The organism is Streptomyces sp. DSM 42067, assembly GCF_055792885.1.
Genome location: NZ_CM147706.1, coordinates 548,381 through 569,691, shown reverse-complemented (window position 1 = coordinate 569,691; position 21,311 = coordinate 548,381). Strand labels below are relative to the sequence as shown.

13 protein-coding genes are annotated in these 21,311 nt (G+C 69.0%); 12 read left to right on the top strand and 1 reads right to left on the bottom strand.

Annotation, left to right across the window (positions count from 1 at the left end):
• Positions 1–94 precede the first annotated feature (94 nt).
• Positions 95–1,762: a choline dehydrogenase gene (gene betA, locus ACSMXV_RS02950; protein WP_473176130.1), complete on the top strand. Its 1,668-nt coding sequence runs from the start codon at positions 95–97 to the stop codon at positions 1,760–1,762.
• A 179-nt stretch (positions 1,763–1,941) separates the two neighbouring features.
• On the opposite strand, the gene purU is transcribed toward betA, so the two are convergent.
• On the bottom strand, positions 1,942–2,814 hold the full coding sequence (gene purU, locus ACSMXV_RS02945) for a formyltetrahydrofolate deformylase (RefSeq protein ID WP_473176129.1): 873 nt from the start codon (positions 2,812–2,814) through the stop codon (positions 1,942–1,944).
• Positions 2,815–3,035: 221 nt separating this feature from the next.
• On the opposite strand from purU, the gene ACSMXV_RS02940 reads away from it, so the two are divergent.
• The 11 genes from ACSMXV_RS02940 (at position 3,036) to ACSMXV_RS02890 (ending at position 21,302) form a co-directional block, all read left to right on the top strand.
• The gene (locus ACSMXV_RS02940) at positions 3,036–4,505 is read left to right on the top strand and encodes an aldehyde dehydrogenase family protein (RefSeq protein WP_473176128.1); all 1,470 of its coding nucleotides are present in this window, start codon (positions 3,036–3,038) and stop codon (positions 4,503–4,505) included.
• A gap of 20 nt (positions 4,506–4,525) precedes the next feature.
• A complete protein-coding gene (locus ACSMXV_RS02935; RefSeq protein WP_473176127.1) occupies positions 4,526–5,614 on the top strand; it encodes a quaternary amine ABC transporter ATP-binding protein in 1,089 nt (362 codons plus the stop codon).
• Complete coding sequence (locus tag ACSMXV_RS02930; protein WP_473176126.1) at positions 5,614–7,587, top strand: ABC transporter permease; 1,974 nt, start codon at positions 5,614–5,616, stop codon at positions 7,585–7,587. The genes ACSMXV_RS02935 and ACSMXV_RS02930 overlap by 1 nt, the downstream gene beginning before the upstream one ends.
• Positions 7,588–7,599: 12 nt before the next feature.
• The gene (locus tag ACSMXV_RS02925) at positions 7,600–8,568 is read left to right on the top strand and encodes an ABC transporter substrate-binding protein (RefSeq protein ID WP_473176125.1); all 969 of its coding nucleotides are present in this window, start codon (positions 7,600–7,602) and stop codon (positions 8,566–8,568) included.
• Between the two features lie 213 nt (positions 8,569–8,781).
• Entirely contained in the window at positions 8,782–11,220 is a 2,439-nt protein-coding gene (locus tag ACSMXV_RS02920) for a GcvT family protein (protein ID WP_473176124.1), read from the top strand.
• A 52-nt stretch (positions 11,221–11,272) separates the two neighbouring features.
• Positions 11,273–12,505 (top strand): sarcosine oxidase subunit beta family protein, encoded by a 1,233-nt coding sequence (locus tag ACSMXV_RS02915; RefSeq protein WP_473176123.1) that lies wholly within the window; start codon positions 11,273–11,275, stop codon positions 12,503–12,505.
• Positions 12,506–12,517: 12 nt separating this feature from the next.
• Positions 12,518–15,799, top strand: coding sequence for a sarcosine oxidase subunit alpha family protein (locus tag ACSMXV_RS02910; RefSeq protein WP_473176122.1), 3,282 nt, complete (start codon positions 12,518–12,520; stop codon positions 15,797–15,799).
• On the top strand, positions 15,792–16,394 hold the full coding sequence (locus tag ACSMXV_RS02905; RefSeq protein ID WP_473176121.1) for a sarcosine oxidase subunit gamma: 603 nt from the start codon (positions 15,792–15,794) through the stop codon (positions 16,392–16,394). Before ACSMXV_RS02910 ends, ACSMXV_RS02905 begins: the two co-directional genes overlap by 8 nt.
• A 177-nt stretch (positions 16,395–16,571) precedes the next feature.
• Positions 16,572–17,660, top strand: a complete 1,089-nt coding sequence (locus tag ACSMXV_RS02900; RefSeq protein ID WP_473176120.1) for a sugar ABC transporter substrate-binding protein — start codon at positions 16,572–16,574, stop codon at positions 17,658–17,660.
• 379 nt (positions 17,661–18,039) lie between these two features.
• On the top strand, positions 18,040–19,863 hold the full coding sequence (locus ACSMXV_RS02895; RefSeq protein ID WP_473176119.1) for an alkaline phosphatase family protein: 1,824 nt from the start codon (positions 18,040–18,042) through the stop codon (positions 19,861–19,863).
• Positions 19,864–20,072: 209 nt separating this feature from the next.
• Complete coding sequence (locus tag ACSMXV_RS02890; protein ID WP_473176118.1) at positions 20,073–21,302, top strand: serine hydrolase domain-containing protein; 1,230 nt, start codon at positions 20,073–20,075, stop codon at positions 21,300–21,302.
• Positions 21,303–21,311: the final 9 nt, after the last annotated feature.

Genomic DNA, 21,311 nt, shown 5'->3' with positions numbered 1-21,311 from the left:
CTTGCAAGTTGCGCCTCTCGCAACCTAGTGCGTATAGCGCTACCCGTACTAGCATGCGGCGCACATCGACGGCGCGAGCGAGACGAGGCACACCATGGCTTCCCTCCACTACGACTTCGTCATCGTCGGCGGCGGATCGGCCGGCAGCGCACTGGCGAACCGGCTCTCCGCCGACCCGGGCAACCGCGTGCTGGTGCTGGAGGCCGGTCGGCCCGACTACCCGTGGGACGTCTTCATCCACATGCCCGCGGCGCTGACCTATCCCATCGGCAGCCGCTTCTACGACTGGAAGTACGAGTCCGAGCCCGAGCCGCACATGGGCGGCCGGCGCGTCTACCACGCCCGCGGCAAGGTGCTGGGCGGCTCCAGCAGCATCAACGGCATGATCTTCCAGCGCGGCAACCCCATGGACTACGAGCGCTGGGCCGCCGACCCCGGCATGGACACCTGGGACTACGCGCACTGCCTGCCGTACTTCAGGCGCATGGAGAACTGTCTCGCGGCCGATCCCGACGACGAGTTCCGCGGCCACGACGGCCCCCTCGTCCTCGAGCGCGGCCCCGCCTCCAACCCGTTGTTCTCCGCCTTCCTCGAGGCCGTCCAGGAGGCCGGGTACGCACGCACGGACGACGTCAACGGCTACCGGCAGGAGGGCTTCGCGCCCTTCGACCGCAACGTCCACCGGGGACGCCGCCTCTCCGCCTCCAAGGCGTACCTCAAGCCCGCGAAGAAGCGGCCGAACCTCACCATCACCACCCGCGCCCTGGTCACCCGCGTCCTCTTCGAGGGCAAGCGCGCCGTCGGCGTCGAGTACCGGCGCGGGGGCAAGACGCAGCAGGTGTGCGCCGGAGAGGTCATCCTGAGCGGCGGCGCCATCAACTCCCCGCAGTTGCTGCAGCTCTCCGGCGTCGGCAACGCCGAGGAGCTGAGCGCGCTCGGCATCGACGTCGTCCACGATCTCCCGGGCGTCGGCGAGAACATGCAGGACCACCTGGAGGTGTACGTCCAGTACGCCTGCAAGCAGCCCGTCTCGATGCAGCCGTACATGGCGAAGTGGCGTGCCCCCTTCATCGGCCTGCAGTGGCTCTTCCGCAAGGGTCCGGCCTCCACGAACCACTTCGAAGCGGGCGGCTTCGCCCGCAGCAACGAGGACGTGGACTACCCCAACCTGATGTTCCACTTCCTGCCCATCGCCGTTCGCTACGACGGCTCATCGCCCTCCGGCGGGCACGGCTACCAGGTGCACGTCGGGCCCATGTACTCCGACGCCATCGGCTCTGTGAAGATCAAGAGCAGGGACCCGGAGGAGCACCCGGCGCTGCGCTTCAACTACCTGTCCACCGAGCAGGACCGCCGTGAGTGGGTCGAGGCGATCCGCGTGGCCCGCAAGCTCCTCAATCAGCCCGCGCTCGCCCCGTACAACGAGGGGGAAGTCTCGCCGGGACCGTCCGTCGAGACGGACGAGGAGATCCTCGCCTGGGTCGCGAAGGAGGGCGAGACCGCTCTGCACCCCTCCTGCACCTGCAAGATGGGTACCGACGAGATGTCCGTCGTCGACCCCACGAACATGCGCGTGCACGGCGTGGAGGGGCTGCGCGTCGTCGACGCGTCGGTGATGCCGTACGTCACCAACGGCAACATCTACGCTCCGGTGATGATGATCGCCGAGAAGGCGGCCGACCTCATCCTCGGCAAGGAGCCGCTGCCGCCCTCGAAGGCCGTGTACTACCGGCATCGTGACACCGAGAAGCAGGTCGGGTAGGCCTTGAGCGCCGACCGCTTGCGGGCGCTGCTCGAAAGCGTCCGCTACGAGGTGCTCCCCGCAATGCGGAGACGGCGCGTTGGCGCTGCGCGCTGCTGGACCGGCTCGTGGGCTGAGTACGAGTACGTCGAGAGGCGAGCCGGAATCCGGCCCGCCCCTCGACGTATACGACACAACGCTCAACGGAAGACGATCGTCCTGTTCCCGTCCACCATCACCCGGCTCTCGCTGTGCCATTTCACCGCGTGGGCCAGAACCTGCGCCTCCACGTCCCGGCCGACCGTGACCAGTTCGTCCGGGTCGAGGGAGTGGTCGACGCGGACCACGTCCTGCTCGATGATCTGCCCCTCGTCCAGCTCGGGCGTCACATAGTGCGCCGTCGCGCCGACGAGCTTCACACCCCGCTCGTATGCCTGCTGATAGGGGCGCGCCCCCTTGAAGCTGGGCAGGAAGGAGTGATGGATGTTGATGGCGCGCCCCTCCAGCTGTTTGCACAGGTCGTCGGAGAGGACCTGCATATAGCGGGCCAGCACCACCAGGTCGATGTCCAGCTCGCGCACCAGCTCCATCAACCGCCCCTCGGCGTCGGGCTTGGTGTCCCTGGTGACCGGGATGTGGTGGAAGGGGACGCCGTACGTCTCTGCCAGCCCCTCGAAGTCGCGGTGATTGGAGACGATCGCGGGGATCTCGATGTTGAGCGCGCCGGTGCGCCGCCGGAAGAGGAGATCGTTCAGGCAGTGGCCGAACTTGGAGACCATGATGAGAGCCCGGGTCGGCGTTGAGGCATCCCGGAGCGACCAGGAAATTCCGTAGGCCTCGGCGACGGGACCGAATCGGTAACGCAGATTTTTCAAATCGGCGTTTGGATCGGACACGTCGAAATGGACCCTCATGAAGAAACGGCCCTGGAGTCGATCATCGAACTGCTGGCTCTCCAGGATGTTGCCGGAGTTTCTGACGAGAAAGCCGCTCACGGCGTGGACCAGCCCGGCGGTGTCCGGACACGAGAGGGTGAGGACGTACTCACGGCCAGGTTGCGGTCGAGGGGACATGTGTAGCCTCCATCGGTGCGTATTGCACAACATGGTGAGCGATACGCAACATGGTTGGGCTCGGCGAGGTCCCCGGTCAAGAGTCGCCGGACAAGTGCTCCCATGCCGAAATCGTCATCCTCTGACCCCTTGACGTATGTCCGTTCATTCGGCCAGGGTGTTCCACCACAAGCAATTCAGTGCATGATGCGCAACGAATTTCTGGTCGAAGGGCTCCCCGCGTGGCAGACCTGTATGTGGACGGAGAATGGCGCGAACCGGTGGCCGCCGGCCGCCGGGACATCCGCTGTCCCGCGGACGGAACGCTCGCCGCGACCGTGTCCGAAGGGACGCGCGCAGACACCGAGGCCGCCATCGCCGCCGCCCGCCGGGCCTTCGACGAAGGGCCCTGGCCCCGCACCCCCGAGCGTGAGCGCGGTGCACTGCTGCTGCGCACCGCCGACCTCCTCGAGCGTGACGCAAAGGAGTTCGCCCGCGCCGAGTCGCTGGACACCGGCAAGCGGCTGGTGGAGAGCGAGTACGACATCGCCGACGTCGTCTCCTGCTTCCGCTACTACGGGGGCATCGCCGGGACCAGCGCCGGCCGCGTCGTCGACACCGGACGTGACGACGCCCTCAGCCGCGTCACGTACGAACCGGTCGGCGTGTGCGGACTGATCACTCCCTGGAACTACCCGCTCTTGCAAGCTTCTTGGAAGGTCGCGCCCGCGCTCCTCGCGGGCAACACGATCATCCTCAAGCCGAGTGAGCTCACGCCTTCCACCTCGATCCTGCTGATGCGGGCGCTGGAGGAGGCCGGACTCCCGGCGGGAGCCGCCAACCTCGTGCTCGGCACCGGCCCCGAGGTGGGCGCGCCGCTCTCCGAGGACCCGGCCGTCGACATGGTCTCCTTCACCGGAGGCGTGGAGACCGGCAAGAGGATCATGGCCACCGCAGCGTCGACCGTGAAGAAGGTCGCGCTGGAACTCGGCGGCAAGAACCCCAACGTGGTCTTCGCCGACGCCGACTTCGAGACGGCCGTGGATTTCGCTCTCACGGCCGTCTTCCTGCACTCCGGGCAGGTCTGCTCGGCCGGCGCCCGTCTGATCGTGGAGGACTCGCTCCACGACGCCTTCGTCGACGAACTCGTGCGCCGCGGGCGCCAGATCCGTCTCGGCGGGCCCTTCGACCCCGAGGCCGAGACCGGACCGCTGATCTCCGCACAGCACCGCGAGAAGGTCGAGGCGTACGTCGCGGCGGGGATCGCCGAGGGCGCCGTACTTCGCTGCGGCGGCCAACGCCCCGCCGACCCCGCGCTCGCGGGTGGCTACTACTACCCGCCCACCGTCCTCGACGACTGCCGGCAGGACATGCGCGTGGTGCACGAGGAGTCCTTCGGCCCCGTGCTCACCGTCGAGCGTTTCACCGACGAGGATGACGCCGTCCGTATCGCCAACGACACCGAGTACGGACTCGCCGGAGCCGTATGGACGCAGGATGCCGGCAAGGCCCAACGGGTCGCGCGGCGGCTGCGCCACGGCACCGTGTGGATCAACGACTACCACCCCTATGTGCCGCAAGCGGAATGGGGTGGCTTCGGGCACTCCGGAGTGGGCCGGGAGCTGGGACCGACCGGCCTGGACGAGTACCGGGAGCCCAAGCACGTCTGGCAGAACATCCAACCCCGGCCGCAGCACTGGTTCCGCGGCTGAACGCCGAAAAGAGGTCGATCGTGACCCCCACACAGATCGAGGTGCCGCAGCGGCGCGGCGCTCCCCAGGTCCCCGGCGGGACTCCGGTCATATCCGTGCGCAGGCTGTGGAAGGTGTTCGGGCCGAAGGCCGACCAGGTCCCGGACTCCGAGGAGCTGTGCGGCCTCACCCGCCGCGAGCTCATGGACCGCACCGGATGCACCGCCGCCGTACGGGACATCGACTTCGAGGTGTCCCCCGGCGAGGTCTTCGTCGTCATGGGCCTGTCCGGCTCCGGCAAGTCCACGCTGGTCCGATGTCTGACCCGGCTGATCGAACCCACCGCCGGCGAGATCGTCTTCGAGGGCGAGGACATCCGCGGCGCGGACGCGAAGCGCCTGCGCGAACTGCGGCGCAGCAAGTTCTCCATGGTCTTCCAGCACTTCGGGCTGCTGCCCCACCGCCGGGTCGTCGACAACGTGTCCTTCGGCCTGGAGATCCGCGGCATGAGCAAGGCCGAACGCACCAAACGGGCGCTGGAAGTCGTCGAACTCGTGGGCCTCTCCGGATACGAGAACTCCTACCCCGACCAGCTCTCCGGCGGAATGCAGCAGCGAGTGGGCCTTGCCCGCGCGCTGGCCGGCGACCCCGACGTGCTCTTCTTCGACGAGCCGTTCTCCGCGCTCGACCCGTTGATCCGCCGCGACATGCAGAACGAGGTCATCCGCCTGCACCACGAGGTCGGCAAGACCATGGTGTTCATCACCCACGACCTCTCCGAGGCGCTCAAGCTCGGCGACCGCATCCTGATCATGCGCGACGGCAAGATGGTCCAGTGCGGCACCGGCGACGAACTGGTCGGCGCACCCGCCGACGACTACGTACGCGAATTCGTCAAGGACGTGCCCCGCGGCGACGTGCTCACCCTGCGGTGGATCATGCGCCCGCCGGCGGACGGTGACGCCCTGGACGGTCCCGAGCTTGGTCCGGACGTTGTGGTGAAGGAGGCCACCCGGGCGGTGCTCGCGGCCGACAAGCCGGTCAAGGTCGTCGAGAACGGCAAGCTGCTCGGCATCGTCGGCGACGAGGAGATCCTCGCGGTGGTCGCCGGGCAGGAAGGCGGGGCGTGATGGCCGTCGCCGTCGAGAAGGCCGCGCCGGTCGCGCCCGTACGCACGGTCTCCCGCCGCGTCGTGGTGGCCGCGATCCTGGTCGCCTGGCTGGTGCTCTTCGCCGTGCTGCGCGGCAAACAGACGCTCACGCTGGCGGCGGCCGACCTCACCGATCTGCACCGCTGGTTCAACGACGTCAATGACACGATCGGTGCCAACCGCAACTCCAACCCGCTCTTCCTCTACTTCTTCAACGAGATCCGCCTGGTCATCGACAACCTGGTGACCTTCATCCAGGCGCTGATCTCCCAGCCCTCCGCCGGCCGCCCGGTCCCGCTGATCGGCTGGCTCGGCGTCGTCGGCCTCGTCGGCTATGTCTCCTGGGCCGTGGGCAACTGGCGTGTCGCACTCCTCGCCGTGGCCGGATTCACCTTCCTCGGGCTGCAGGGCCTGTGGCAGGAGAGCATGGACACCCTCGCGCTGACCGTCTCCGCGGTGTTCGTGGCGCTGCTGATCGGCATCCCGCTGGGTGTGTGGGCCGGGCTGTCCGACCGGGTCAACCGGATCATGACGCCCTTCCTGGACTTCATGCAGACGATGCCGACCTTCGTCTATCTGGCCCCGCTCACCCTGTTCTTCCTCATCGGCCCGGCCTCCGCCACGATCGCCACGCTGATCTACGCGGCGCCACCCGCCATCCGTATCACCGCGCACGCCATCCGTTCCGTACCGGAGACGACGGTCGAGGCGGCCGACTCGTTGGGCTCGACGCGGCGGCAGACGCTGCTGAAGGTCCTGCTGCCGATGTCCAAGCGGACCGTGGTGATGGGCGTCAACCAGACCATCATGGCCGCCCTCGCCATGGTCACCATCGCGGCCCTGATCGACGCCCCCGGCCTCGGCAAGACCGTCGTCCAGGCCCTGCAGTCACTGGACGTCGGCACGGCTTTCAACGCGGGCCTGGCCATCGTCGTCATGGCCATCGTCCTGGACCGGGTCACCACCGCGGCCAGCGCACGGGCGGAGACGGCCCGGCGCTCGGGGGACCGATTCGCCAAGTGGCGGCGGCCGTTGCTGGGCGCGGGCGGAGTGGTTGCCGCGGTCCTCGTGTACCTGTCCCACACCTACGTATGGGCGGCGGAGTTCCCCGGCGAGGGCAGCATCGGCAGCGCCATCGCGAGTGCGGCGGACACCGCGACCACCTGGGCCCAGGACAACCTGTCCGGTCTCACGAACGCCTTCCGCGACGCCCTCACCAACGGCCTGCTCAACCCCTTCCAGTCGCTGCTCACCGACTCCCCGTGGTGGCTGGTCGGCGCGGCACTGATCGGGCTCGGCACGGTACTCGGCGGCTGGCGGGCCGGTGTCACGGCTGCCGTCTGCGTCGGCCTGCTGGTCGGCACGGGCCTGTGGTCGGACAGCATGACGACGCTGGCCTCGACCATCGTGGCGACGGTCCTGGTCATGCTGCTCGGCGTCGTCTTCGGGGTGTGGATGGGACGCAGCGCGCTCGTGGACCGGCTCGTGCGGCCCACGCTGGACGCGGCGCAGGTCATGCCGCCGTTCGTCTATCTCGTGCCGTTCCTCGCTCTGTTCGGCGCGACACGCTTCACCGCGATCGTCGCCGCCGTCGTCTACGCCGCGCCCGTAGCGATGAAGATCATCGCGGACGGGGTGCGGACCGTGCCCGCGACCACGGTCGAAGCGGCCACGGCTGCCGGGTGCAACACCTGGCAGATCATCACCAAGGTTCAACTGCCGATGTCACGCAGCGCCCTGACTCTCGCGACCAACCAGGGCCTGATCTATGTGCTGTCGATGGTTGTTGTGGGCGGCCTGGTAGGCGCAGGCGCCCTCGGCTACGACGTCGTGGCCGGATTCTCGCAGGGAGAGCTGTACGGCAAGGGGCTGGCGGCGGGGCTCGCCATCGTACTGCTCGGAGTCATGTTCGACCGGATCACTCAGGCTGCGGCGCGACGCACCAGCGCATAAGGAGCACGGACCATGGCATGGCAAGCAAGACAGTGGAGAGTCGGCGCGGCCGGTATGGCGGTTCTCGGACTCACCCTCACCGCCTGCGGCGGTGCGAAGGTCGGCGAGGACTCCGCCGGTTCGGACAGCTCGGGCAAGTGCGGCACCTTCAACCTCGCGATCAACCCGTGGGTGGGCTACGAGGCCAACGCGGCGGTCATCGGCTATGTCGCGGAGCACGAGCTCGGCTGCACGGTCAAGACGAAGGACCTGAAGGAAGAGATCGCCTGGCAGGGCTTCGGGTCGGGCGAGGTCGACGCCATCGTGGAGAACTGGGCCCACGACGACCTGAAGAAGAAGTACATCACCCAGCAGAAGACCGCCGTGGACGCCGGGCTTACCGGCAACAAGGGCGTCATCGGCTGGTACGTGCCGCCGTGGCTGGCCAAGGAGCACCCGGACATCACCAACTGGGAGAACCTCAACAAGTACGCCTCCAAGTTCAAGACCTCCGAGTCGGGCGGCAAGGGCCAACTGCTGGACGGCGACCCGTCGTACGTCACCAACGACGAGGCGCTGGTGAAGAACCTGAAGCTCGACTTCAAGGTGGTGTACGCGGGCAGCGAGACCGCTCTCATCCAGGCGTACCGCAAGGCCGAGAAGAACAAGGAATGGGTGATCGGCTACTTCTACGAGCCGCAGTGGTTCCTGTCCGAGGTGCCGCTGGTCAAGGTCGAGCTGCCGAAGTACACAGAGGGCTGTGACGCCGACGCCGCGAAGGTCGCCTGCGACTACCCCGTCTACGACCTCGACAAGATCGTCAGCGCGAAGTTCGCCAAGTCCGGCAGCCCCGCCTACGACCTGGTGAAGAACTTCACCTGGACGAACGACGACCAGAACACCGTCGCCAAGTACATCGCGGTGGACAAGATGTCGCCCGAGGCGGCGGCGAAGAAGTGGGTCGAGGCCAACAAGGACAAGGTCGACGCCTGGCTCAAGTAGGAGCGGATCCGCAGACCTCGGACGTGCCCGGCGGGCCGTGCGCAACCGTGCGCCCGGCCCGCCGGGCATCGCCGTGTTTCGGGCTGTTTTCCGACGTCATGGAGCCCTTGACACCTACCTTCACGGCGGGCAAATTGAGTTGCGCAGCCTGAAGCATGTTGCGCACACAGCAACTGGATTGCTTTCCCTTGCTTTCAATTCGGAGGTGCGGCGATGGCGGGACCCCGAGTGGTGATCATCGGAGCGGGCGTCGTGGGGGCGGCGCTCGCGGACGAGATCTCCGCGCGCGGTTGGACCGAAGTGACGGTTGTCGACCAGGGCCCGCTCCCCGCCACCGGGGGATCGTCGTCGCACGCCCCGGGCCTGGTCTTCCAGACGAACCCCTCCAAGACCATGACCGAGCTGGCGCGCTACACCATCGAGAAGCTCTGCTCCCTCGACGTCGACGGGCAGCCCTGCTTCCTGCAGGTCGGCGGCCTGGAGGTGGCCACCAAGCCCGAGCGCCTCGCCGAACTCCACCGCCGCCACGGCTGGATCACCGCCTGGGGCATCGAGGCCCGCATCCTCACCCCGGAGGAGTGCGTCGAGCAGCACCCGCTGGTGGACCGGGACAAGATCCTCGGCGGATTGCTGGTCCCGACGGACGGCCTCGCCAAGGCCGTCCTCGCCGTCGAGGCTCAGATCCGCCGGGCCACCGAGCGCGGCGTACGCTTCCTCGCCCGACACGAAGTCCTCGACGTGCAGCAGAGCGACGGCCGCGTCACCGGCGTCCTCACCGACCAGGGCGAGATCCCCGCCGACATCGTCGTCTGCTGCGCCGGCATCTGGGGCCCCAGGATCGCCCGCATGGTCGGCATGAACCTGCCGCTCACGCCGCTCGCCCACCAGCTCGCCTGGACCGGCCCGGTACCAGCCCTGGCGGGCCAGACGGAAGAGGCCGTCCGCCCGATCCTGCGCCACCAGGACGCCGACCTCTACTACCGCGACCGCTTCGACGGCCTCGGCATCGGCTACTACGGCCACCGACCCATGCCGATCTCCGCCGACGACATCCTCTCCGTGGAAGAGGCCGACGAAATGCCGTCGGTACTGAAGTTCACCGAGGAGGACTTCGAGGACGCCTGGACCGAGACCCAGGCCCTGCTCCCCGCCACCCGGGAGGCCAAGGTCGAGGAGGGCATCAACGGCCTGTTCTCCTTCACCACCGACGGCCTGCCCCTGCTTGGCGAGTCACCGGACGTCAAGGGCTTCTGGGTCGCTGAGGCCGTCTGGGTCACCCACTCCGCGGGCGTGGGCCGAGCCGTCGCCGAATGGCTGGTCGACGGCTACTGCTCGTCCTTCGACCTGCACGAGTGCGACGTCAACCGCTTCGAGCCGCACCAGCTCTCCCCGGAGTATGTCCTCGCCCGCGACTGCCAGAACTTCGTCGAGGTCTACGACATCCTGCACCCGCTCGAGCCGTCGGGGCACCCGCGCCCGATCCGCACGAGCCCTTTCTACGCCCGCCAGCAGGAGCTGGGCGCGTTCTTCCTGGAGGCGACGGGCTGGGAACGACCTCAGTGGTACGAGGACAACGCGGGCCTGGTGCAAGGCCGTTCGATCCCCACTCCCAACCACTGGGCGGGGCGCTACTGGTCCCCGATCGTCGGCGCTGAGGCGCAGGCGACGCGCGAGACCGTCGCCATGTACGACATGACGGCCCTCAAGCGGCTCGAGGTCGCCGGTCCCGGCGCCGCCGCCTTCCTGGAGCGGATGTCCACCGGCAAGGTCGACAAGTCGGTCGGCTCCGTCACGTACACGCTGCTCCTCGACGACGACGGCGGCATCCGCAGCGACATCACCGTCGCCCGGCTCGCCACCGACCTCTTCCAGGTCGGCGCCAACGGCAACCTGGACCTCGACTGGTTCACTCGCCACCTGCCCTCCGACGGCTCCGTGGCAGTCCGCGACATCACCGCCGGCACGTGCTGCATCGGACTGTGGGGTCCACTGGCCCGCCAGGTCCTGCAGCCGCTCACCGACTCGGACTTCTCCAACAACGGTCTGAAGTACTTCCGCGCCAAGCGCGCCCACATCGGCTCCGTGCCCGTCACCGCGATGCGCCTGTCGTACGTCGGGGAGCTCGGCTGGGAGCTGTACACCACCGCCGACATGGGTCTGAAGCTGTGGGACACGCTGTGGCAGGCGGCCCGGCCGCTGGGCGGTATCGCTGCCGGCCGGGGCGCCTTCAACAGCCTCCGCCTGGAGAAGGGTTACCGCTCCTTCGGCACCGACATGACGTACGAGCACGACCCCTACGAGGCGGGTGTCGGCTTCGCGGTGAAGCTGGACAAGGACGACTTCATCGGCAAGGCCGCACTTCAGCGGCGCAAGGCCGACGTACGGCGCCGGCTGACCTGCCTGACCATCGACGACCCGGCGGCCGTCGTGATGGGCAAGGAGCCCGTGTACGACGGCGACCGCCCTGTCGGCTACGTGACCAGCGCCGCGTACGGCTACACGATCGGCAAGGGCATCGCGTACGCATGGCTGCCCGCCGACCTCGCGACCCCCGGACACACCGTGCACATCGGCTACTTCGACCGGCGCATCACGGCGGTCGTCGCCGACGAGCCTCTGTTCGACCCGTCGATGTCCCGACTGCGTGGCTAGGGGCTGGATTGGTTTCCCTAGCTCTCCCTCCGCACCCTTCAGGAGACGCCCGATGAGCCCCCGTACCCCGGGTGCCGACCTCCCCGAGCACCCCGACTGGCTGTGGCGCACCCCTGAGCCCAGGGCGTCGTACGACGTGGTGATCGTGGGCGGCGGCGGCCACGGCCTCGCCACCGCCCACTACCTGGCGAAGAACCACGGCATCACCAACGTCGCCGTACTGGAGAAGGGCTGGCTCGCGGGCGGCAACATGGCCCGCAACACCACCATCATCCGCTCCAACTACCTGTGGGACGAGAGCGCCGGAATATACGAGCACGCACTCCAACTGTGGGAGGGACTGGAGGACGAGCTCGACTACCCGATCCTCTTCTCCCAGCGGGGTGTGCTGAACCTTGCCCACAGCCCGCAGGACGTGCGCGACAGTGTCCGCCGTGTCGAGGCCAACCGGCTCAACGGCGTGGATGCCGAGTGGCTCGACCCGCAGCAGGTCGAGGACGTCTGCCCGATCGTCAACATCTCGCCCGACGTGCGCTATCCGGTGATGGGCGGTACCTACCAGCCGCGCGCCGGCATCGCCAAGCACGACCACGTCGCCTGGGGCCTCGCCCGCTCGGCCGACGCCGCCGGCATCGACATCATCCAGAACTGCGAGGTCACCGGCATCGACGTCGTCGGCGGCCGGGTCGTCGGGGTGCAGACGACGCTCGGCCCGATCGCGGCCGGGAAGGTGGCGCTGTGCTCGGCCGGCCACACCTCGGTACTGGCCGCCATGGCAGGCTTCGAACTTCCCCTCCAGAGCCACCCGTTGCAGGCGCTGGTCTCCGAACTCCTTGAGCCGGTGCACCCGACGGTCGTCATGTCCAACGCGGTGCACGTGTACGTCAGCCAGGCCCACAAGGGCGAACTGGTGATGGGCGCGGGCATCGACGCGTACAACTCCTACACCCAGCGCGGCGCCTTCCACATCATCGAACAGCAGATGTCCGCCGCCCTGGAACTCTTCCCGGTCTTCGCCCGGGCTCATGTACTGCGCACCTGGGGCGGCATCGTCGACGTCAGCCCCGACGCCTCACCGATCATCGGGCTCACCCCGGTCGGCAACCTCTACCTCAACTGCGGCTGGGGGACCGGCGGGTTCAAGGCCACGCCCGGCGTCGGCTGGGTCTACGCCCACACCATCGCCCACGACATGCCCCATCCGCTCAACGCCCCCTTCTCGCTCGACCGTTTCACCACCGGCGCGCTCGTCGACGAGCACGGCGCGGCCGCGGTGGCCCACTGAGGAGCCGAACCGATGCTGCTCATCCCATGCCCCTGGTGCGGACCCCGTGACGAGGCCGAGTTCCACTACGGCGGTCAGGCGCACGTCCCCTATCCCGAGGACCCCGCGTCCCTGACGGATGCGGAGTGGGCGCGTTACCTCTTCTTCCGCGACAACCCCAAGGGCCCGTTCGCGGAACGCTGGAGCCACGCGGCGGGCTGCCGCCGCTGGTTCAACGCCGTGCGCGACACGTCGACGAACGAGATCCTGGCGGTGTACAGGGTGGGCGAGGCGCGCCCGGTCAATTCAGCCCGTCCGGCGATTGAGGACGAGCCCGAAGGGCGGTCGGGGGTCTGGGGGCAAAGCCCCCAGCGGGGTCCAGGGGCGGAGCCCGTGGTGACGGGAAGGGGCGGGGTGGGGGACCAGAAAGCCCCGGCCACCGTCCCGCACCCGGCGACGAAGCCGCAAGCCCCCGTGGACGCCGCCACACCAGCCGGAACCCAGCCGTTCCGGCTGAACACCGGCGGCCGAGTCCACCGCAATGAACCCCTCACCTTCGTCTTCGACGGCACCCAGTACGAGGGCTACCGCGGCGACACCCTCGCCTCCGCCCTCCTGGCAAACGGCGTCATCCAGACCGGCACCAGCATCAAACTCGGTCGCCCCCGGGGCATCTTCTCGGCCGGCGTAGAAGAGCCGAACGCCGTCATCCAGGTCGAGGAACCCTTCCCCGAGCCGATGCTCCCGGCGACGGCCGTCGAGCTGTACGACGGACTCGTCGCCACCAGCCTCCCCGGCCAGGGAAGGCTCGCCACCGAACCCGACCCCGCCCGCTACGACGCCGTCCACACCCACTGCGACCTCCTGGTCGTAGGCGCGGGCCCGGCGGGACTCGCCGCCGCGGCCGCCGCCGCCCGCAGCGGCGCCCGCGTCATCCTCGCCGACGACCAGCCCGAACTGGGCGGAAGTCTGCTCGGCAGGGGGCAACTCACGGACTGGACCGAGGAGATCGGCGCCCTGCTGGACGACGCACCCGAAGTCCGCGTGCTGCGCCGCACCACCGTCTTCGGTTACTACGACGACAACCATCTCCTCGCTGTCGAGCGCCGCAGGAACCACCTCGGCGCAGCGGCCCCCCAGCACGTATCCCGCGAGCGCGTCTGGCGCATCCGCGCCCGCAGAGTCGTCCTGGCCACCGGGGCCCACGAGCGCTCGCTGGCCTTCCCCGACAACGACCGCCCGGGCATCATGCTGGCCGCCGCGGCCCGCACGTACGTCAACCGCTTCGGCGTACTCCCTGGCCGCCACGCCGCCGTCTTCACCACCACCGACAGCGCCTACGCAGCCGCCCTGGACCTGGCCGCAGCGGGCGTGAACATCGCCGCGATCATCGACACCCGCTCCGAGCCGGGGGAGTGGGCGCGCCGCGCCCGGGCCACCGGGATCGAGGTGCTGACCGGGCACGCGGTCGTGGATACCGAAGGAGGGGCGCGCCTCACCGCGGTGACCGTCGCTCCCTACGGAGAATCCGTGGGACAGCGCGAGTTCGCCGTCGACCTGCTCCTCGTCTCCGGCGGCTGGAACCCCGTAGCCCACCTCTTCAGCCAAGCAGGCGGAAAGCTCCGCTACGACGAGGCGCTCGGCACCTTCGTCCCCGACACCTGCCGTCAGGCGGTCGAGGTCGCAGGCTCCGCGAACGGCGCCTTCGACCTTCCAGCCGTCCTCGAACAGGGCGCGGCTGCCGGCGCCCGCGCCATCGAGGCCGAGGGCTACACCGCCGAGGCACCCCGCCTCCCCGACGTGCCCGCCGAACCGCAGTCCCCGCCCATGCACGTCTTCGTCGTCCCGGGCGCCGCCGACGGCCCCCGCTTCGTGGACCTCCAGCGCGACGTCACCGTGGACGACCTGGCCCGGGCGACCGGCGCGGGAATGCGCTCGGTCGAGCACACCAAGCGCTACACCACCGCGGGCACCGCCAACGACCAGGGCAAGACCTCCGGCGTACTCGCCAGCGGCACCGTCGCCCACCTCCTCGGCGTCGACGTCTCCGCCCTCGGCACCACGACCTTCCGCCCCCCGTACACCCCCGTCTCCTTCGCCACCCTCGCAGGCCGCGACCGGGGCGTGCTCCACGACCCGGTCCGGGTCACCGCCCTGCACGACTGGCACACCGCCCACGGCGCGCTCTTCGAGAACGTCGGCCAGTGGAAGCGCCCCTGGTACTACCCCCAGGACGGCGAGGACATGGAGGCGGCCGTGCTGCGCGAGTGCCGCGCCGCCCGCGAGGGCGTGGCCTTCATGGACGCCTCCACGCTCGGCAAGATCGACGTGCAGGGCCCGGACGCCGCCGTCTTCCTCGACCGGCTCTACACCAACATGATCAGCACCCTCAAGGTCGGCATGATCCGCTACGGCGTCATGTGCCGCCTCGACGGCATGGTGTTCGACGACGGCACCGTCATCCGCCTCGCCGACGACCGCTTCCTCGTCACCACCACGACCGGCAACGCGGCCGCCGTACTGGACTGGATGGAGGAGTGGCTGCAGACCGAGTGGCCCGACCTGCGCGTCCACTGCACGTCCGTAACCGAGCAGTGGGCCACCGTCGCCCTCGTCGGCCCCCGATCCCGCGAACTCCTCGGCACGCTCGCGCCGGACCTGGCCGTGGACAACGACAGCTTCCCGTTCATGGCCTGGCGCGAGACGACCGTCGCCGACATCCCGGCGCGCGTCTGCCGGATCAGCTTCTCCGGTGAACTGGCGTACGAGATCAATGTGTCGCCGTGGGACGCCCTCGCCCTCTGGGAAACGCTGTACGAGGCCGGGGCACCGCTGGGCATCACCCCGTACGGCACCGAGACCATGCACGTCCTGCGCGCCGAGAAGGGCTATCCCATCATCGGGCAGGACACCGACGGCACCGTCACCCCCCAGGACCTCGGCATGAGCTGGGCTGTGTCGAAGAAGAAGCCCGACTTCATCGGCAAGCGCTCCTATGCCCGCGCCGACACCGTCCGCCCCGGCCGCAAACACCTCGTCGGCCTCCTCCCCGAGGACCCGGGCACCTTCCTCCCCGAGGGCACCCACCTGGTCGCCGACAGCGTGCTGCCCGAGCCGCCGGTGCCGATGCTCGGCCATATCACCTCCAGCTACCGCAGCGCGGCCCTCGGCCGCACCTTCGCCCTCGCCCTGATCAAGGGCGGCCGCGACCGCATCGGCGAACGGCTCTACGCGCCCGTGGGCGGCCGACTGGTGCCGGTGACCGTCGCAAGCCCCGTCCTCTACGACCCCGAGGGAGCCCGCCGCGATGGCTGAGATCGCACGTCGCACCTCCCGCCGCAGCCCCCTGGCGGGCGCCGCCGAACGTCTCGCCGCCGCCACCCGAGCCTCCGACGGCGCCCTGCGGCTGGCCGAGGTGCCTTTCGTCACCCAGATCACCGTCCGCCTCGACCCCAAGGGAGCGGCCGCGGACGCCGTCGGGCTCGCTCTCGGACTACACCTGCCGCTCGAACCGAACACGGTCGTACGCTCCGGGGACCTCGCAGCCCTCTGGCTCGGCCCGGACGAGTGGCTCGTCGTCGGCCCGCCCGACGGCAAGGCGGACCTGGAGGCCCGTATCCGGGAGGCCACCGGCGACGAGCCCGCGGCCGTCACCGACGTCTCGGCCCAGCGCACCACTCTCCTCGTGTCGGGTCGGCACGCCCGCGACCTGCTGGCCCACGGCTGCCCGCTGGACCTCCATCCGCGCGCCTTCCGCCCCGGGCGATGCGCCCAGACCACGCTGGCCCGCACACAGGTCGTCCTGGTCGCACGGGACCAAAGCGAGCACGGTTTCTGGGTGCTGGTCCGTTCGTCCTTCGCCGGATACCTGACGGACTGGCTTCTGGACGCCGCCACGGAATACCTCTGAGCTCATCTGGCCCTCAGGCATCAGCTCGCCAGAGGTGCAACAGAGCTGGAGGAGCGACGACCCTGCTGATTTCGATATGGGTCTATTGTCTGGTTAGCGTTGAATGGCGTGGTCGGCCGGTCGAGGATACGAACCCAGGGGGGACCAGGCGGGAGACGACTCAGGGAGGTACCTCGGATGAACGTGCGCCCGAGTCGTGCAGTGCTCGTCCTGACCGCGCTGACGATGGTCCTCGGTGCCGCCGCCTGCGCCGAGAGCGACCGCTCGGGCTCCGACGAGGGAGGCCTCACCATCGGCCTGTTGCTCCCGGGGGACCGTGAATCCCGCTTCTGGCAGTTCGACAAGCCCCTGATCGAGAAGAAGATCAAGGAGTTGTGCGGCGACTGCAGGCTCTTGCACGACAACACCATCAGTGATGCGGCGATCCAGCGGCAGCAGATGGAGTCCATGATCAACAAAGGGGTCGAGGTCCTGATCCTGGGGGCCGTCGACCCCCCGGCGCTCCGCTCCACCGTCGAGGACCTGAAGGAAGCCGGCATCCCGGTCGTCGCCTACGACCGCCTCGCCGAGGGTCCGATCTCGGGATACGTCACCTTCGACGGTGCACAGGTCGGCCGGATCCAGGCCGAGGCGCTCCTGAAGGGCATGGGGCACAAGGCGGACGGTGGCCGGATCGTCATGATGAACGGTGCCATCACCGATCCCAACGCGGGCTGGTTCAAGAGGGGCGCGATGTCCGTCCTCAAGGACAAGGTGAAGATCGCCAAGACGTACGACACCGTGGAGTGGCGGGAGGAGAACGCCCACGCCAACATGTCCGGTGCCATCGCAGCCCTGGGTGTCGACAGCGTCGACGGCGTCTACGCCGCCAACGACCGTCTCGCCTCCGGCGCCATCGCCGCGCTCAAGGCCGCCGGAGTCACGCCGCTCCCGCCCGTCACAGGCCAGGACGCCGACCTCGCGGCCGTGCAGCGCATCCTGACCGGCGACCAGTACATGACCGTGTACAAGCCCTTCAAGCCCGAAGCCGACGCCGCCGCGACCATGGCCGTCGCACTGGGCCGCGGAGAGAGCCTCGAGGGCATCGCCAAGACCCGGCTCGACAGCGCCACGACCAAGGACATCCCGACTGTCCTGCTCACTCCGCTGCCCGTGACCGTCGACAACATCAAAGAGACCGTCGTCAAGGACGGCATGTACACGATCGACGATATCTGCACCCCGGAGTTCCGCTCCGCCTGCGACAAGGCCGGACTCACCAGGTGACAGACGGGCCGCCACGCAGGCCACGCAGGGCAGTGACGGCACTCGCAACAGAAGGCCCCAGGGCGTGAAAACCCTGGAGCCTGATCCGTTGATCTGCAGAGCGTTGGGCAGGTCTTGCACCTGCATCTCCCCGCCGGGGGCGGAGCGTCTTTCTTTGGACCACCAACGCGAGGCGGCACCGTTGTACGGCGGCGCCTGAGATCAACATACGTGGAGAGCCCGCTCCTCAGCGGAAGGCGCGCCCGGCGAGCGATTCCCCTCGGCGGACACGGCGGTGATTGAACGGAAGGCATGCGCGGGCCGTACGGATAACGGCGGCCCGATCTCCGAGCCTGGTCCGCCGCGCCACCGCCGGGCTTCGCACGGAAGGACCTTCGGGTTGTCCCTCTTCATACGCTCCGGTCAGCTGCCGGACACGGGCAGGCCAAGCACGGCGCCGGATACGGGCAGTCCAAGCACGGCGCCGGACACGGGCAGGCCAAGCACGAGCCCGGAGGACGACCCGGCCCCGGAGGGCTCTCCGAAGCGCGGTGGCGCCGGCTGGCGGGACAAGTACCCGGCCGTGGCGCGGGTCGTGGCCACGCTGATCACAGCCCTGGCCGCCGTCCTGGTGCTGTCGGCCCTGCTCCTGCCGAACGCGCTGACCCGCCTCACGCCCGGCGCGTTCATACGCATACCGGTGGAGGCGATGTTCGGCGCAGCCGCACTCCTCGTCCTGCCACCGAGGGGCAGGCAGGCGGCGGCCGTGCTCGCCGGGGTCGGCCTCGGCCTGCTGACCGTCCTGAACTTCCTCGACATGGGCTTCAACGCGGTCTTCGGCCGAAGCTTCAACCCGGTGCTGGACTGGATCCTCCTCGACGACGGCGAGTCGTTCCTCAGGGACTCCGTGGGCCGGACGGGCGCCATCCTGGTGGTGATCGCGGTCGTGGTCCTCGTGATCGCCTTGTTCGTCCTCATGGCGCTGGCGGTCCTCAGGCTGAGCCGCCTCATCACCCGGCACAGCGCCGCGGCGACCCGTACCACCCTGGTGCTGGGCACTGTCTGGATCACCTCCACGGCCCTCGGCGTGCAGGTCGCCGGCGCACCACTCGCTTCCAGGAGCACGGCCGAGCTCGTCCAGGACCGCGTGGACCGAGTGAACGCGACCTTGAAGGACGAGAAGGCGTTCGCCAGGGAGGCGGGCGTCGACGGCTTCGCCGACACCCCGCCCGACGAGCTGCTGACCGGGCTGCGCGGCAAGGACGTCATCTTCACCTTCATCGAGAGCTACGGACGCACAGCGATCGAGGACCCGGAGATGGCCTCGCATATCGGCGCCGTGCTCGCAGACGGCACCCGGCGGCTGCGCGCGGCCGGGTACGCATCCCGGAGCGGCTGGCTCACCTCACCGACGTACGGCGCCGGCAGCTGGCTGGCCCACTCGACCTTCGCGACGGGCCTGTGGATCGACAACCAGCAGCGCTACCGCAGCGTCACCGCCAGCGACCGCCTCTCCCTCGTCAGCGCCTTCCGCCGCACCGACGCCTGGCGGACGGTCGGCATCATGCCGGGCGTCACCAAGTCCTGGCCGGAGGGAAGGTTCTACGGCTTCGACAAGGTCTACGACTCACGCGACCTCGGGTACGAAGGCCCGAAGTTCAGCTGGTCCACCATGCCCGACCAGTACGCCCTCACGGCCTTCGAGCGTCTCGAGCACGGCAGGCCGGGCGACAAGCCGTTGATGTCGGAGATCATCCTGACCTCCAGCCACAACCCCTGGGCTCCCGTCCCCAGGACGATCGGCTGGGACGAGGTCGGTGACGGCTCCGTCTACAACGCCATCGAGAAGGCGGGCAAGGACCCCAAGCAGGTATGGAAGGACTCCGGCCAGGTGCGCACGGAGTACCGCCGTTCCATCGAGTACTCCCTGAACACCCTCGTCTCCTACGTGGAGAAGTACGGCAACAAGAACACGGTGCTCATCTTCCTCGGCGACCACGAGCCCGTCCGGACCGTCACCGGCGACAGCGCGAGCAGTGACGTGCCGATCGCCATCGCCGCCCGCGACCAGGCCGTGCTGGACCGCATCTCCGACTGGGCCTGGCAGGAAGGCCTCAAGCCCGGCCCCGATGCCCCGGTCTGGCGCATGGACGCCTTCCGCGACCGCTTCCTGACGGCGTACGGGCCGGGAGCCGGGCCCTCCGTGTCCGCCTCGACACCGTAATCCGGCTCCAGTAACTGTCGACGCGTCAGGAGCGGCGGGCAGTCGGCCGCCAGGACGCCGCCGAACGGGTCAGCGCCGGGCCCGGTGACACCGTAGGACGCTTATCCCCGACGTACGTTGGGGGCGGCAGGCGTCCGGTCTCCGGGGCCCGACCCGCTTCCGGTCCGCGTGCCGGCGTCACGACCTCTCGGCCGAAAGAGACACCCCGGATGAAGCGCAGACACGGCAGGATCGCAGCGGCGGCACTCGCCGCCGCGGGGCTGCTGACATCCGCGGCGTGCACCGGCACCCCGACGTCCGCCCCGCCGGCCGCGGCGGTCGCGACGTCCGGGTCGCCCTCTCCCGGTGCCTCGGTCCGCGCACTGACTCCCGACGTGGCGGACGAACTCGACACGGCCATCACCCGCACACAGCGTCAGGCGGACGTGCCCGGCGTCATCGTGGGGCTGTGGATCCCGGGAAAGGGCAGCTACGTCCGGGCGTTCGGCGTCGCCGACAAGAGCAGCGGCGCCGCGATGTCGGAAGGGCTGCACATGCGGATCGGCAGCGAGACGAAGACCTTCACCGTGACCGCGATGCTGCGGCTGGTGGACGAGGGGAAGATCGGCCTCGACGATCCGATCTCGAAGTACGTGGACGGCGTCCCCAGCGGCGACCGGATCACCCTGCGTCAGCTCGCCGAGATGCGCAGCGGGTTGTTCTCGTACACCGAGGACCCGGATTTCGACAAAGCCTTCCTTTCCGACCCCAACCGGCGGTTCACACCGCAGCAACTGCTCGACTACGCCTTCAAGCACCCCCCGGGCTTCGAGCCCGGGCAGAAGTTCAACTACTCCAACACGAACCTGATCCTGCTCGGCCTGGTCGTGGAGAAGGCGAGCGGCAGGCCCCTCGCCGACTATCTGCGGCAGCAGGTCCTGGAGCCGAGCGGCCTGGACAACACGCTCTTCCCCACCGGAACCGAGTTCCCCGAACCGCACGCACACGGCTACACCACCCAGACACTGAACGGCGAGGTCGCCGATGCGACGAACTGGGACCCGTCCTGGGCGTGGGCCGCCGGGGCGCTGATCTCGGATCTGTCCGACCTCCGCGAGTGGGCCCGTATCGTCGCGACCGGCACGCTGCTCAAGCCCGCCACGCAGGCACAGCGACTGCGCACCCTGCCCACCGGCTACGCCGGAACCGGATACGGCCTCGGCATCTTCGACAACCACGGCTGGATCGGACACAACGGCTCACTGCCCGGCTACCAGTCGGTGACCGTCTATCTGCCCTCCGCCGAGGCGACGCTCGTGGTCCTCACCAACACGGACACCCCCTACGAGAACAACGAGAACAGCACGCTGTTCGCGAAGGCCGTCACCACCATCGTCACGCCCGGCAACGTCTACGACCTGCCGCCCACACCGCCCACCTCGGCGTCACCGTCGCGCTGAACCGTCACC